Source organism: Nocardia sp. NPDC004604, from assembly GCF_040609795.1.
In the GTDB taxonomy this organism is placed as follows: domain Bacteria; phylum Actinomycetota; class Actinomycetes; order Mycobacteriales; family Mycobacteriaceae; genus Nocardia.
The window spans coordinates 1-14,225 of sequence record NZ_JBEXLC010000032.1 but is presented as its reverse complement, the minus strand read 5'-3'; the positions used below and the strand labels follow the sequence as shown (position 1 = coordinate 14,225).

General features: G+C 64.9%; 10 protein-coding genes and 2 pseudogenes. 8 read left to right on the top strand and 4 right to left on the bottom strand.

Features of this window, described 5'->3' with window-relative positions; genetic code table 11:
• Positions 1-811: 811 nt before the first annotated feature.
• Both ABZW16_RS14410 and ABZW16_RS14405 read right to left on the bottom strand, forming a co-directional pair.
• Entirely contained in the window at positions 812-1,135 is a 324-nt protein-coding gene (locus tag ABZW16_RS14410; protein ID WP_354955846.1) for a pentapeptide repeat-containing protein, read from the bottom strand.
• 521 nt (positions 1,136-1,656) lie between these two features.
• The gene (locus ABZW16_RS14405; RefSeq protein WP_354955844.1) at positions 1,657-2,151 is read right to left on the bottom strand and encodes a hypothetical protein; all 495 of its coding nucleotides are present in this window, start codon (positions 2,149-2,151) and stop codon (positions 1,657-1,659) included.
• A 99-nt stretch (positions 2,152-2,250) separates the two neighbouring features.
• Between ABZW16_RS14405 and ABZW16_RS14400 the strand changes: the two genes are divergently transcribed.
• The 4 genes and pseudogenes from ABZW16_RS14400 to ABZW16_RS14385 form a co-directional block, all read left to right on the top strand.
• A complete protein-coding gene (locus ABZW16_RS14400; protein ID WP_354955943.1) occupies positions 2,251-3,000 on the top strand; it encodes a substrate-binding domain-containing protein in 750 nt (249 codons plus the stop codon).
• Between the two features lie 606 nt (positions 3,001-3,606).
• Positions 3,607-4,563, top strand: a complete 957-nt coding sequence (locus ABZW16_RS14395) for a hypothetical protein (RefSeq protein WP_354955843.1) — start codon at positions 3,607-3,609, stop codon at positions 4,561-4,563.
• Between the two features lie 181 nt (positions 4,564-4,744).
• The gene (locus ABZW16_RS14390; RefSeq protein ID WP_354955841.1) at positions 4,745-5,371 is read left to right on the top strand and encodes an alpha/beta fold hydrolase; all 627 of its coding nucleotides are present in this window, start codon (positions 4,745-4,747) and stop codon (positions 5,369-5,371) included.
• Positions 5,356-6,450, top strand: a pseudogene (locus tag ABZW16_RS14385) (His/Gly/Thr/Pro-type tRNA ligase C-terminal domain-containing protein); the annotation flags it as partial. The gene ABZW16_RS14390 and the pseudogene ABZW16_RS14385, both read left to right, overlap by 16 nt.
• A gap of 13 nt (positions 6,451-6,463) precedes the next feature.
• On the opposite strand, the gene ABZW16_RS14380 reads toward ABZW16_RS14385, so the two are convergent.
• A complete protein-coding gene (locus ABZW16_RS14380) occupies positions 6,464-7,984 on the bottom strand; it encodes an aldehyde dehydrogenase family protein (protein ID WP_354955839.1) in 1,521 nt (506 codons plus the stop codon).
• Positions 7,981-9,072 (bottom strand): alpha-hydroxy acid oxidase, encoded by a 1,092-nt coding sequence (locus ABZW16_RS14375; protein WP_354955837.1) that lies wholly within the window; start codon positions 9,070-9,072, stop codon positions 7,981-7,983. Before ABZW16_RS14375 ends, ABZW16_RS14380 begins: the two co-directional genes overlap by 4 nt.
• A gap of 623 nt (positions 9,073-9,695) precedes the next feature.
• On the opposite strand from ABZW16_RS14375, the pseudogene ABZW16_RS14370 reads away from it, so the two are divergent.
• The 4 genes and pseudogenes from ABZW16_RS14370 to ABZW16_RS14355 form a co-directional block, all read left to right on the top strand.
• Positions 9,696-10,013, top strand: a pseudogene (locus ABZW16_RS14370) (DUF87 domain-containing protein); the annotation flags it as partial.
• 277 nt (positions 10,014-10,290) lie between these two features.
• Complete coding sequence (locus ABZW16_RS14365; protein ID WP_354955835.1) at positions 10,291-11,085, top strand: hypothetical protein; 795 nt, start codon at positions 10,291-10,293, stop codon at positions 11,083-11,085.
• Between the two features lie 978 nt (positions 11,086-12,063).
• Complete coding sequence (locus ABZW16_RS14360) at positions 12,064-13,290, top strand: IS110 family transposase (protein WP_354955833.1); 1,227 nt, start codon at positions 12,064-12,066, stop codon at positions 13,288-13,290.
• Between the two features lie 547 nt (positions 13,291-13,837).
• Positions 13,838-14,225 (top strand): recombinase family protein (locus tag ABZW16_RS14355; protein ID WP_354955831.1); only part of this gene is annotated, 388 nt, incomplete at its 3' end.

Here is a 14,225-nt window from a genome sequence, read left to right as displayed (position 1 = left end):
TACATGTGAACCATCTCGATATTGAGACGTGTGGGGATGTATTTCGACCGGCGGACTCGACTACCCAGAGGGCGGCCTACGCCAGCGCCTGACTTGGCGGTCCGCCCCAGAGCCACGCGTGGATCTCGACAACCCACCGAGCCCAGCAATATTCTCTTTCGCGCAGCGGCCGTGGGGTTCGAAGTCGGTGGCGCGAAGCCATAGAGCGATCTGCGTCGCCCGCCAGCGCCGTAGTGTCGGACGCCGCGACTTGCAGGACGACAGCGCGGACAAGCCCTCAATCGTGCGTTTGGTCGTACGGTGGTCGGCCGGAGATGGCATTGCTGCGGAGTCCTTACAGGACCACGACAACTGGAGGGTCAACGGCACCCGCAACGGGGTCCAAATCGAAGTCATCGTCGCTCCCGACGGCTCAGTCGTGACCGGCTAGCCCATCGGCGGTGATGGGGTAGTCAGGAACGACGCGAATGGCAACCCGATCAACCCACCACCGAGCCGCCCCGCCGTCCGTCTCACCGTCCACTGGTGGAAGCACGTTAACTTCGTCTCGAACTGCAACATCGTTCGGTGGGCGCAGCGGGGTTCGAACCGCCAACCGCTAGTGTGTAAAAGCGGGCCGAATCGTCCGACCGGCACTGGCCCATCCTTTTATCCGAGGTAAGAGGAATATTCATGTCCGCCCAGTATTGCCGCGTCCGTCCCATATCGGCGCGTTTAGAGACACCGTAGGGATACTCGCGGGGCGCCCGGAAGTGAGCCGAGCTCGAGCCCGCCGAATCTGTCGGTGCCCAAATGCATCGGCGCCTGCCGATCATGATTCGGCCGCGATCGGTGGCCAATCCGCTGGTTCGATATTCGCAGGTTTCCCCCCTCCGCTTTCGTCCCAATCGAACTCAGGAGACGGCGGCCCCCATTGCCGTGGCGCGGTGAAATCGATCCGTTCAGAACCGAAATCGGTGGCTACGAAGCGGGTTTGACCCACAAATGCAACGTAGCTGAACCAGGTGTCACTGTGGAAGGTGGCCCTGCCGAACCAAGCGGCGTCGATGAAGGTCGCTCTGCTGAAATCGGTGTCACCGTTGAAGGTCGCGCTGATGAACTCGGTGTCACCGTTGAAGGTCGCGCCACCGAACATAGCTTCACCGAAACCTCTTTGGTGCACAAGGACATGACACGGCGGGCGTCGGGCGTGGCCGCCGGGAGTTCCGTTGCGGCCACGACCAGGGTGACCAGATCCGGTGCTATGGACACGCCCACCGGTGCGGACGTACGCACGGACCAAGTCCGGATCGCGGCCCCAAGCTATTCCAGGTTGCAGTGGCACCGGCTCAAGGATGGTGTGGGCGGCGGTGGCTTCGTTGAAGCTGCTGGTGGCCAGTAGTTGCCGCAGCAGGGAGCGGCGTGCGCGTGCAAGTACGTCAGCGACGGCGTCGGGGTACATGTCGTCGGCGGGGGTCTCGGTGGCGAGTTCACCGAAGCTGCTGACGGCCAATACACGAGACGAGTGCGGAGACGGCATCGCCGCCAGGCCGGTGATCTTCACACGAGTGGTTCACCCGAACAGACCGGATCCCTACCACCCGTGCCCCAGCGCGACCAGGCACGCCGCACCTCTTCTGCCGTCCCGCACACGATCTCGGTCGAACCGCCGCGCGCTCAGCCCAGCGTGGACGTCGCGTGGCCCGCGATGTGCTCCAGATCCACATTCTGCGGATAGACCTGGGAGTACGTGTCGATAGACGCCTCCACCTTCCCGGCGCCCGGCGCCATGCCCATGCCGGTGATCACGTTGTCCGGCATGCCGACCACCGTGGTGCCTTCGATGCGTTGTGACTGTCCGCTGGTCAGGCCGGTGTTGACGTTCCGCCAATTTACGGTGACGTAATAGGCCCCGCAGGAGTCCCCGCTCTGCGTGATCTTCACCCGAACACCGAACACACCGGACTGAGGCTGCGGCACGGTCTCGGCATTGATGATCGCGGCACAGTTGGGACCCGGAACCCGTGTGAGGGTGGGGGTGAACCGGGCAACCGGATCGGTAGAGTTGGCACCAGCAGTCCCGGCGAACCCGCTCCACGCGGCCACCATCGCCGCCGCGACCACACCCGCACGGAACGTGAACTGTTGTAGGGAAGCGTTTTTCAGGCTCATGCTAGTCTGTCGTCCTGCGTACGGATGGCGTTATGGCTTCCCGAGCCCCCAATCTCAGGGGCTGGCCAACGCCCGGCGCAAGGTGAGGCCTTGGCGGCGGTGCGACACCACATGCGAACTCCCGGCCCCGCAATCGAGACCTTCGCCATCGAAACAGTCCTGGTGCCGGTCAAACTGGTTCGCGACACTAGTGCCATCCGTAGGCGGCCACCCCAACTACCTCGATGTCTGCAGATGTCGCCGCAGATCCGCAGTCACGAGGCCGAGGCAATCGCGGAGATCGAATCACGTGTCGCCGACCTAGCCGGGTCTACAGGCTGGGCCATTGACCAGTTCTGGAATCCGAATATTCTCAAGGCCGTCGCCATTCGATCGCGTCGCTCGAGTCTGTACGGCGCCGGGTCGGAATCGGGAACCTTCGACTACTTCACCCAGGTGATCAACGGCCAAGAAGGCGCCAGCCGCACCGACTACCAGCCCAGCGAGGACGACAACGTCACCGTCGCGGGCGTGGCCAGTGCGAAAGGCGCACTTGGTTATTTCGGCTACTCCTACTTCGAAGAGAACACCGACAAGCTGCGCGCGGTCGAGATCAACAGCGGCAAGGGCTGTATCGCACCGTCGGTACCGACCGCTCAGGACGGCAGCTACAAGCCCTTGGCCCGTCCGCTGTTCATCTACCTCACCGACACCGCCTTGAAGAAGCCACAGGTCGAGAAGTTCGCCGAGTTCTATATCAACAACAACGCCAAGATCGTCGACGCGGCCGGATTCATACCGATGACCAGCCCCCAGATCTCCCAAGCCCGCGCAGAACTCGCCGACATCATCGAAACCACCGGAAAATAACCGGCCCTGCAGTCCCTGCCTCGATGCCCGGTGTCGACCGTGCGGTCGACACCGCTGGGCATGGACGCGCAATCCGCAACGCACCGTACTCACGGTGTGTGCGACCGCGAGCGCCCCGCTGGCTGGGAGTCCGTGTTCGAAACCGACAGAGTGGTGTGGGTGAAGCAGCCGTCATAGGCGCTGTCCGGTTGCTACCAGCAGCTCGATTCGCTTGGCCGCCACCGCGGTTCGCCCGGTCAGCCGCCGCGAAGCACTGGTAAGACCTTCCTGGATTTCGCAGGCGTCGATCATGACGATCAGCCCATCCACCGGGAGCCGGGTTTGCAGATGTCATCGAACGCGCTGTGCTCCAACGGAAACGGATAGTGCCACGGCAGCAAACTCTGCCGTGCGGCTTGGCCGTAAGATGCGGCGGTGTCGGTTGGCCGACGGTGAGTGGAGGCATTGCGATGAGTGATGAGAGCGAGCTGTGGCGGCACAACCTCAGGCAGCTGATGTTCTTCGTAGAGGTCGCACGGGGACAATGTCGAAGCCGCCCCCGCCTCCACGGGGGTCGCGGAGAAATCGACCAAGGAAGGCTTGCGGCAGGGAGTATTCCATCACCTATTGGAAGAGCACCAGCGGAAGACGATCTACAGTCCCCAGCTGCGTGACATCGTCAAGCCTGTACTGGACGCCGTTCTCGTGTTCCTCGACAAGTCGCTCACGACTCCGCAACTGCTGGTGCAGAGTCTTGGTGAGATCGATGCGCTCGCGCGTGACGCGATCAAATCCATCGACAACATGACCGACGAAGAGGAGGTCGAGCAGGTTGTCGAAGCGTTCGAGACCCGATATCTCGCGACGTTGGCCACCACGCTCTCGGCCCACTCCACACTCGCTCAGAAGCTCGCCGTGCGAAAGGCTGGCGACGGTGAGTACTTCGACGTGGGGCGGTACGTCTTCGCCCGGGATCCCGGGCCGGGCAGGGTGCATTCCGCCGATCTGAACAAGGCGATGGACAGTGGATCCATCTCACTCAGTATCAAGCGTGGCATGGTGTCGTACGAGCGGTTCCCGCCGATCCAGATCATGACCTACGGGCAGTGGTTCGCTTACATCCACGCGATCTGGGACGAGTGGTATCGACCGCGTCTTGCTGCAGCGTACTCACGGCGGCTCGGTGAGGATTTCCTGAAGAACGACATCAAGAGCGCGTTTATGGGAGAACTGAACAAGATCCGAAACGACGTCATCCACAACAAATCTCGCGTCAAGCAGAGCACAACAAACAAGATCCTCGACTGGGCCACCAGCGACGGTCTCGTGGGGATGACAACCGAGCGGATGAGCGGGCTGCGAACGATGTTTCCCCGCGACGAGCTCCTGACCCCACCCGTCCACAGCGCCGCCCCGAAAACGCAGAACATGCCATGGACGGCGGACGTCCAGCTGATCGATTCCGTAAAGCGACGCCTCGCTGACGGGGGCCTGTCCAAGCGTCAACAGAAGGATCTCGGGGACGAGATGCTTCGACTCTGGCTGGCGGAGAACCCGGCTCCGGACAGTCGCTCGCCCGCTTGATCGGTTCGGCGGCTCGCCAAGTGCTGTCGCCTGTCCTCGACGACAACGATGGGCCTGCATCACCATGTTGTTACGCTCGACATAGATGCTCTGTCGGCGGGAGAGCTGAACGCGGCGGTGTAGCACGAGAGGCAGTCTCGCCTGTGGTCGACGCCGGGGCCGAATGAGGGGGAGTTGACCGGTGCAACGCCTGGAATTGAGTTCTGTGGACGGTATCTGGCTGGACTTCGCGGTCCACCACTGCACGGTCGAGCCTCCACTGGGAGTGGTGCTGTTGGTGCATGGCATCACGGTGGATATGGACGAGGGCGGGGGCATGTTTGTTCGGTTGGCGCAGCAGTTGGTGTCGCAGGGGTTCGATGTCGTGCGGTTCTCTTTCCGAGGGCACGGTGCGAGCGGTGGAACTCAGCAGGGGGTGACGATCGCTGGTGAATGCCTGGATCTGCAGGCCGCGGTGACCGCGGTCCGCGAGCGATTCGCTGGGCAGCGAATGTCGATTGTGGCGGCGAGCTTCGGTGCTGTGTCGACGGCGCTGTCGCTGTCGTGGCTCGATGATCTGTATCGGCTGGTGCTGTGGAATCCGGTGCTGGATCTGCGGCGCACGTTTCTGGTTCCGGAGTTGGCGTGGGGCGAGGAGAATTTCGGCGCTGTTGGGCAGAAATGTCTGGCCGACAACGGTTTTCTGCTCGTTGACGGTGAGTTCCAGCTCGGCCGTGTCCTGTTCACTGAGTTCGTGCATTACCGGCCGCTGGATGACTTCCATGCCGCAGACGTGCCGACGCTGATCGTGCAATCATCGGGGAGATGATGGCCAAGTGGATCTCCTCGCATCGGGATCTGCCGATGCTGCTGAACCAGTGGGCGAACGTGGTCCGGTGGGAGATGAGGCCGCGAATGTTTCTGCGCACCACCGAGTTTTTGTGGCAGGAAGGCCATACCGCGCATGCTGATGAGGAGCAGGCGCGTGAGGAGATGATGCTCGCGTTGGGCATCTATGAAGAGGTGGCGCGTGAGTACGCGGCGATGCCGGTGGTGCCGGGTGAGAAGACGGCCGGTGAGCGGTTCGCGGGCGCTGTTTCGACGGTGACGATCGAGTCGATGATGCGTGACGGCAAGGCGCTGCAGGCCGGTACATCGCATTACATGGGCACGAATTTCTCGGCCGCGTTCGGTATCCGTTACGCCAGCGCTGATGGGCGAGAAGTGTTGTGCCACACCACGTCGTGGGGGATGAGTACCCGAATGCTCGGCGGTATCGTGTTGACGCATGGCGATGATCGGGGTTTGGTGCTGCCGCCTCGGCTGGCGCCGTATCAGGTGGTGATCGTGCCCATCACCCGCGGCGATGGTGCCGATGTGGTGGCGGCTGCCCATGCGCTGGCCGAGGGGTTGCGTGGTGCTGGTGTGCGGGTGCATGTCGATGACCGCGATCAGCTCAGTCCGGGATTCAAATTCAATGATTGGGAACTCAAGGGAGTCCCGGTCCGGGTGGAGTTGGGGCCGCGTGATCTCGCGGCCGGGACCGCGGTGTTGGTGCGTCGTCTGGGCGATCAGGGTAAGCAGTCGGTGCGGTTGGATACGTTGCCGCAACTGATGCCGGGCATCCTGGAAGAGTTCCAGGCGTTCCTGCTGGCTCGGGCCGCCGATTTCCGCGACACACATACCGCCGATGTCGAGGACTGGGCCGCGTTCGAGACCGGTGTCGCGACGGGATGGGTGCGAGCGCTGCATTGTGGGCAACCGGCTTGTGAGGACGACATCAAAGCGGTGACCTCGGCGACGCCGCGATGCGTGCCACTGGACGGGCCGCCGGAGACGGGACGGTGCGTGCGTTGTGGCTCACCGGCCATCTACGGCAAGCGGGTGATCTTCTCCCGCGCCTACTGAAACCGACGGCGGATCACCCTGAGTTCAGGGTGATCCACGTGGTCTTGAGGTCGGAGTATTTCTCCAGCACGGCAAGGCTTTTCGATCGTCCATACCCGGAGGGTCCCCGGCCACCGGCTGGCACCGTCAGGTCGTCGGCTTCGAACCCGTTGACCCATACCGTGCCGACATGCAGCCGTTTGGCCAGTCCTAGGGCAGTATCGAGGTTACGGGTCCAGATCGACGCTGCGATACCGGTTTCGAATCCGGCTGCGAGTTCGGCGGCGCGGTCGGGGCTGTCGACTTCCAGCACGGTCGCGACCGGACCGAAGACCTCTTCGGTGAGGATGCGGGCACGCGGTGCGGCGCCGGTGAGTAACGTCGGCGCGACGTACGCCCCGCTGGTAGGCGCTGCTCGGAAAGGTCCGCCGCGCAGGATCGTCGCGCCGTCATCCACGGCGGCGTCGACGAGGTCGGTCACGGTGCGTGCCGCTGCGGCGGTGATCATCGGCCCGATATCGGTGTCCCAGGTCATCGGGTCGCCGAGCACCAGGTCGTCGATGGCGTTACTCAGCGCGGCGAGGAGGTCGGTGGTGATGGCGCGTTCGACGAGGACGCGACTGATGCCGGTGCACATTTGCCCCTGGTTGAAGTAGGCGCCCCACACCAGGTTTCGAGCCACCCCGTCCAGATCGGGTGTGTCGGCGCAGACGATTGCTGTCGACTTTCCACCGACCTCGGGCCACACCCGTTTGGCGTTGCTGCTGGCGCTATAGGTCAGGAATGCGCGCCCAGCCGCCGGGGAACCGGTCACGCTCACAACGTCGACGCCCGGGTGCAGACCCAGCGCGGCACCGGTACGGCGCCCACCGGGCAACACGGCCAGCGCTGCGCCGGGAATGCCTGCAGTGTGGGCGAGTTCGGCGCAGCGAAGCACCGCGAGCGGGGCGTGCTCGGAGGGCTTGATCACCACGGTGTTGCCCAGTGACAGCGCGGGTGCGACCTCGTAGCCGAGTTGGGCGAGCGGGAAATTCCATGGTGTGATCGCTGCGATGACTCCGGCTGGCTCGCGAGCGACGAACGCCAGCGACTGTATTCCGGTGTCGGGGTGCGCGCCAGCGTGTTTGCCGATCGCTGCGGCGTACCAGCGGATTGCCCGCGCTACTCCGGTCACGTCGATTTCGAGGCAGTCCCGTACAGGTTTGCCGGTCTCCCAGCAGATCAGCACCGCCAGCTCGTCAGCGTGGGCTTCGATTGCCTCGGCCCAGCTAGTGAGCGCGGCTGAGCGTTCGGGCGGCGGTGTTCGTGGCCAGTCGCCGTGATCGAATTCGGTGCGAGCCGCCCGCACCGCGTCATCGACGTCGCGGTCATCGCAGTCTGGGGCGAGGGTGATCACAGTGTCGGTGATCGGTGAACGTATCTCGAATGTGGCGCAGTCGAGCAGGTCGCGGCGCGCACCGCCGACCAGCGGACGGCAGTCGACCCGAAGCCGATCGGGGTAGCCGCGCCACAGCTGGGCGGTGCGGTCGATTGGGCTGGTGGGGGATGTGGTCACGGTCGCCTCCGCAGCAGGTCGGCGTTGATGTCGGAGATTCGGGCGCACCCGGCAAGCAGCATCGTGCGGCGCAATTCGGCGAGGAACAGCTCCATTACCTTCGCCACTGCGGCCCTCCCGGCAAGTGCTAGCCCCATCGCGACAGAGCGGCCGAGCAGCACCGCGTCCGCACCGAGGGCCAGCGCTTTGAACCAGTCGGTGCCGGTTCGGAATCCGCCGTCGATGGCGACCTGAATCTGCCCGTCGATCACCTCGAGTACTTCTGGGAGTTGGTCGAGTGTGGCTGGCGCCGAATCGAGTTGGCGGCCACCATGATTGGACACAATCACCGCCTGCGCGCCGCAGTCGAGTGCGTGAGTGGCATCCGCGCCAGACAGGACACCTTTGATCACCAGGGGAAGCGGGAGCCGTGCCGCGACATCGGCGAGGGTGCGCCAAGTCCATGCGGATCCGGTTTCGCCGAGCAGTTCGGCGGCGAATCGGCCGTCGGGGTGGTTGCCCGAGAAGTGCGCTGGGTCGACGGTGACGCTGAGGCGGCGTAGTCGCTCCCGCCATCCCAACACCGGGCAGTCGATCGTCACACAGAGCGCCGCATACCCGGCCGCGTGGGCGCGCTCGGCCAAGGCCAGGACCTCGCCCACGTCGCCGCGGGCGTGGACCTGCATCAGCTTCGGGCCCGCCGCGACGGCGGCGAGGTCCTCGAGTGCTAAGCCGGATGCCTCCGAGATCACCGCTGCGATGCCGCATTCGGCGGCGGCCTCGACGATGCCACGCTGCCCGTCCGGATGTAGGAGTCCGTCGCAGCCGATCGGGGCGATGAGAATTGGAGCCGCCAAACGCAGGCCGAGGAAGTTCGCGGTGGTGTCCACCGTCGTAACGCCAGCCAGCTGCCGCGGCAATATCCTCCAGGCTCGGAAGGCGTCTTCGTTGTCGTCGACGGTGGTCTCCGAACCCGCGCCGGAGTCGATGTAGGCCCATACGTCGGGCAGCAGCTCGGACTGAGCGCGCTTGTGCAGGTGCGGCAGGGTCCTGATCAGTGCATCGTCATCTGTGGTCGGTGCGGGCCGGGCAGCGGGTTGGGAGGTCATCGCCGGGCCGCCCGCCTCGCGACAAGAGTGGTGTGGGCGGTCTCTGTGACGGTGTCGCCACCGACATAGGTAGCGAAATCGTCTGCGGCCGTGACGGTCGTACCGACGAACAATTCACCCGAGTCCCATAGGTTGCTCACCAAGTCGGTCAGCCGCTGTCCGGGATTGAACCCTTGATACCAGGCGCAGAACGCCGTCCAGTCCACTGGCCGGTCCTGGGCGCTCACCCACGCGGCCATGTCATAGACGGTGGGCAGTTTCCACCGGTAGATGCCGCCCTCGAGTGCGCCGGTGGTCAAGTGGGGGAAGTTCTCGGCAACGAAAACCGCGCCCGCTCGGGTCACGCCTTGGCGGAACGGCAACAGCGTCCCCAGGATCGCGTCCAGACCGCAGTTGACCGCACTGTCGCGCTCGAATTGCAGTTCATGCGGGTAGGCGGCGCGGAATGCCTCGAGCGAATCGAGGTCATCGGCCGCAGCCTCCATCACATCGTAAAACGGCCCCCACCATGCCTTTTGCGCGCCCAGCACTGCGTTGAAGACGTGGCGACCCGACAAGCTACCCAGCTCGTAGCCGAGCTCATCCATCTGCGCAGCTGAATCCTGCCCCTCGGCCTCGATTTGATGCGGGTGCGGCGCACCTTCGACACCACCGCGCTCGCCGCCGCGTTCCCCTTCGACTCCCCGCAACTGCCGGTCGCGGACCCGGTCCGGGCCGCACGCCCCGAGGGGGTGCTCTACGGCCGCGACGCCGCCTCGGGGCTGCTGTTCGTGGACCAGTTCGCCCCCGAAGCACACAACCACAACATGGTGGTGCTCGGCCGCAGCGGCGCGGGTAAGTCCTATCTGGTCAAGACCGAGATCCTGCGTTCGCTGTATCGCGGCATCGAGCAAGTGGTCATCGACCCCGAAGACGAATACCGCCGCCTGGCCGAGGCGGTCGGCGGCACCCACATCCGCCTCGGCGCCCCGGGCGAGCGACTCAACCCCTTCGACCTGGAAATCCACACCCGACCCGACGGCCGCCGCAGCGCCCCCGCCGACGCCCTCACACGACGGAAACTGTTCCTGCACACCCTCATCCAGGTCCTGCTCGGCGAGCAGACACCCACACAACGAGCGGCCCTGGACACCGCCCTTGCAACCACCTACGCCGCCGCCGGGATCACCGACGACCCCGCCACCTGGACCCGGCCCGCACCGACACTGAGCGGATTGCGTGAACAACTGGCCCGGCTCGCCCGCCGCCGGGGAGTTGGCCGCCGGGTTGCATCCCTTCATCGGCGGCGGCGCCTATGCCGGACTGCTGGACGGCCCTACCACCACCGACCCCGAGGGCGGACTGGTGGTGTTCTCCCTGCGGGAGCTGCCCGAGGAGTTGAAGACGATCGGGACCCTGCTGGTGCTGGACGCGACGTGGCGGCGGGTGTCCAGTCCGGCCGAGCGGCGGCCCCGCATGATCACAGTGGACGAGGCGTGGCTGCTCATGCGCCAACCCGCCGGAGCGCAATTCCTGTTCCGGGCCGCGAAGAGCTTCCGCAAACACTGGGCCGGACTCACCGTCGCCACACAGGACTGCGCCGACGTCCTCTCCACCGAACTCGGGCGCGCGATCGTGTCCAACGCCGCCACCCAGATCCTGCTACGCCAGGCACCCCAAGCCATCGACGAGGTCGCCGCCGCGTTCCACCTCTCCGACGGCGAACAACACTTCCTGCTCTCCGCCGCCCGGGGCAGCGGCCTACTCGCCGTCGGGGGCACCGACCGCGCCGTGTTTGGCTCCCTGGCCTCGTTCACCGAAAACGCTCTGATCACAACCGATCCCAACGAACTCGCCACCACAGGCGATGATGGCGACACCGACATCGACATCGACATCGACATCGACACGCTGCCACCGCTGCCTCCACTCACCGACCCCGGCGCCGTCGGGACCGCTGCCGCGGACCTCGGCGACGACGACATCGATACCGACACCGGGGAAGAGGTAGTGCTCGACAGGCGGTCGGCATGAGCCCACATTCGCCACACCCGCGCCGCCGATCACAGCCCTCGACCAACCCCGGTGCGACGGCTGCGCTCAGTGCGCGCCGACGGACCACAGCAGCCGGTTGCGGCCGACGCTCCGGTGCTGGGGTGGCTGGGTTGCGCTGCCACACGAGCATCCGGATGCCCACGCACGGCGCCGTCGCCGATTACGGGAGACCGGATTCACACACTCCGGTTGTGGGCTACACGCACACCCGACGCCGGGACCGGATCAGGTGCCGCGCCGCCCAAATGCGCGGCTGCCGCCATCTTGCGGCGCGGCCGGATTTCCCACCTACCCCACCCGGAATCAGCGGCACCACGGCCCCACACGAGTCGCGCCGAACATCGCCCAGGAACCCACACATGGTGGTGCGCGCAATCCGGGGTTCGCTTGACGACGGCCGGTGTAGGGAGCGTTCATGAACCCGCATTCGGGCACAGCCGACACGACATTTGGACGGGAAGGAGATGAAATGACCCACACACCAGAAGAACTCGACTTCTCGAAGCGTTCACGGAAGTCGCTGTCGTCGCGTCGGAATGCGACCGCGCGGGGGCAGGGGCTACCGGAATTCCGGAGGCGGACATCGAGATTCGGATCGCCGAGCGCGCGGACGATGAGAGGCTCACCGCTCGGCAAGCCCGGATATTGCGGGAGGTCACCAAATGGCAGTTGGGCAAGAACAATTCAGAGAATGGCCAGGAGAACGCAGCCTAATGGGAGCTACCGGGTCAGTTATTAGGGCAGACTCGGTGCCGGTAGCCCCGGCAGGTGAGCACTCCCGCAGCCTGAACCGTTCGAGTTCTGGTGTCAGACCGTGCCCCTGCCGGTGGCCGGGAGCAAACAACTTATGGGATGTCGTGCCCGCCAACAGGTTTGGCGTGAGTACTGGTCCATTAGGGCGATGTGTCTCCCGCCGCGGCTGCTGACAACCGAACATGGCGAATGTCAGGAGCGTAAGTGCTGTTCGTCGGAGACGACTGGGCCGAAGACCACCACGATGTGGAGATACAGGATGAACAAGGCCGCACGCTGAAGGCGGCCAGGCTGCCCGAGGGCATCGAGGGCATGGCGCGGTTGCATGAGCTGATCGCCCGGTTCCTGCCGCAGGATTCCGATCCCGGGCAAGTGCTGGTATGCATCGAGACCGACCGCGGTCCCTGGGTGCGAGCGTTGGTCGCGGCCGGTTACCAGGTTTATGGGGTCAACCCGAAACAGGCTGCGCGACACCGGGAACTGCTGTCACTGTCGGGAGCCAAGGACGACAAGGCCGACGCTCGGACCCTGGCCGACATGCTGCGGACCCGCCGCCACCAGCTGCGCCGGGTTGCCGCCGACTCCGAGGAGGCCGAGGCGGTCAAGGTCGCAGCCCGCGCCCATCAGACGTTGATCTGGGAACGCACCCGGCACATGCTGCGGCTGCGCACGGCATTGCGCGAGTACTTCCCGGCTGCGCTCGAGGCATACAAACCGCTCGGACTCGCCGGTGCCGACACCCTCGAACTGCTGGCCAAGGCCCCCGACCCCGCCGCCGCGGCACGGCTGACGATCGGCCAGATCACCACCGCACTCAAACGGGCCAGACGCCACCACGTGCCCGCGAAAGCCGCCGCGATCCAAGCGTCGCTGCGCGCCGAACATCTGGGCCAGGCCAACATCGTGGCCGGCGCCTACGCGGTATCGGTCCGCGCCACCGTCGCGGTCCTGGCCACCCTCAACGAACAGATCAAGATTCTCGAGGGCGAGGTCGATGCGTGTTTTGGCCGGCACCCGGACGCTGAGATCTACCTCAGCCAACCCGGCATGGGCGTGATCACCGGCGCCCGGGTGCTCGCAGAATTCGGCGACGCCGAGAACCGTTACACCGACGCCAAATCCCGCAAGAACTACGCCGGCACCGCACCGATCACCCGCCAGTCCGGCAAAACCAAAACCGTCCACGCACGATTCATCCACAACGACCGACTCCTCGACGCCCTGCACATGCAAGCAGGCGCGGCGATCCTGCACGACACAGCCGCACGCACCTACTACGACGAACTACGAGCCCGCGAGATCGGCCACAACGCCGCTCTACGCCAGCTCGGCAACCGGCTCGTCGGAATCCTGCACGGCTGCCTCAAAACCAACACCCTCTACAGCCAAAACGCTGGATGGGCACACCGCTACCAACACCTCGCAGCCTGACTCCCTTGACAGCAAAGCTCCTGGGATGTCTGACACCCGTGTCCCATCGAGCGGACGCCAGCGATGCAAATCGGCCCAAGGTCAGGAGCCCTGGACGGCTTATGTCGATCGTCACCTTGTTTGCCGTGGAAATCCCCACCGTTTCCGATAGGGGGTTGACGACTGCGTGTGTACCGAGCGTGGATGTGACCGTGTGTTCGGTGAATGTGTCGATGGTCCCGCCCCTCACCGGCTTCGAAGGAGTAGTTGATGAGTGATGCATTACAGGATGGCGATACCCGCCCAGCTGCTGGGCGGTGGGTATCGGCGGCCGGGTCGGTGATCAGAAGGGGGATTACGTCATGAGCAGGCGACGACGTGGCGATGACTCGGATTCTGTCGAGGGGTTGGTTGTGCAAACCCCGTCGGATCCACCGATGTTGGGACCGGCAGCAGCTGATGCGATGCTGCGTCTGCTGTACAACGCCGCGCAGCGGCAGGCGCGGGACAAGTCTCAGCAACCAACTCAGCGACAGAGCGAGTTCCGCGGTGAACGGAGGGCGGCGTAGTGGTGAGGTTCGCGTTCTACGGGCGAGTGTCGACCGAGGATCAGCAGGATCCGGAGGCGTCCCGGAATTGGCAGCGGGCGCGGGCGCGGTCGTTGACCGATCGGCATGGCGAGATTGTGGCCGAGTTCTTCGATGTCGGTCAGTCCCGGTCGATTCCATGGAAACGTCGACCGCAAGCGACGCGGCTGCTAGAGGCGATACGTGACCCAGATCGTGGTTTCGACGCGGTGGTGATCGGCGAGCCGCAGCGAGCGTTCTACGGCAACCAGTACGGCCTGACGTTCCCGGTCATCACCCACTATGGACTGCAATTATGGGTACCCGAGGTCGGCGGTGCCGTCGATCCGGACTCCGAGGCCCACGACTTGGTGATGTCGGTGTTCGGGG

What these genes read in the sequence shown, in the direction of transcription:
- ABZW16_RS14410 (WP_354955846.1), bottom strand. Translation starts at nt 1,135, where the DNA reads ATGTTCGGTGGCGCGACCTTCAACGGTGACACCGAGTTCATCAGCGCG.
- ABZW16_RS14405 (WP_354955844.1), bottom strand. Translation starts at nt 2,151, where the DNA reads ATGAGCCTGAAAAACGCTTCCCTACAACAGTTCACGTTCCGTGCGGGT.
- ABZW16_RS14375 (WP_354955837.1), bottom strand. Translation starts at nt 9,072, where the DNA reads ATGACCTCCCAACCCGCTGCCCGGCCCGCACCGACCACAGATGACGAT.